This window comes from Vibrio sp. 10N.222.55.A1, assembly GCF_041473835.1.
GTDB lineage: Bacteria > Pseudomonadota > Gammaproteobacteria > Enterobacterales > Vibrionaceae > Vibrio > Vibrio crassostreae_C.
Window position 1 is genome coordinate 1 of sequence record NZ_JBFRSX010000148.1, and the last position, 394, is coordinate 394.

Sequence of the window (394 nt, forward strand, 5' to 3'; positions counted from 1 at the left end):
TGGAGGCGCCTCCCGGAGTCGAACCGAGGTCCACGGATTTGCAATCCGCTGCATAGCCACTCTGCCAAGGCGCCTTCAATAGTGTTTTAAGAGAACAACTCTTTTGATCAATACCAAGCGAGGTAATAATCAAATAGATGGTGCCCCGGGCCGGACTTGAACCGGCACAACGCGAACGTCGAGGGATTTTAAATCCCTTGTGTCTACCAATTCCACCACCAGGGCACGCAATTCTTTATTGCGATGCCGATTACTGAAAAGTAAAACACCATCTTAATGTCGAAATGAATCAACACTACAAAATTTGGAGCGATACATCGGGTTCGAACCGATGACCTCAACCTTGGCAAGGTTGCGCTCTACCAACTGAGCTAGTATCGCATTTTCATTCTTA

At 47.5% G+C, this 394-nt stretch carries 3 tRNA genes; all 3 read right to left on the reverse strand.

From position 1 onward, the window contains the following. Positions 1-74 (reverse strand) — tRNA-Cys (locus tag AB4493_RS22200). Between the two features lie 64 nt (positions 75-138). Next, positions 139-225: transfer RNA gene (locus AB4493_RS22205), tRNA-Leu, on the reverse strand. 80 nt (positions 226-305) lie between these two features. After that, positions 306-381: transfer RNA gene (locus AB4493_RS22210), tRNA-Gly, on the reverse strand. Positions 382-394: the final 13 nt, after the last annotated feature.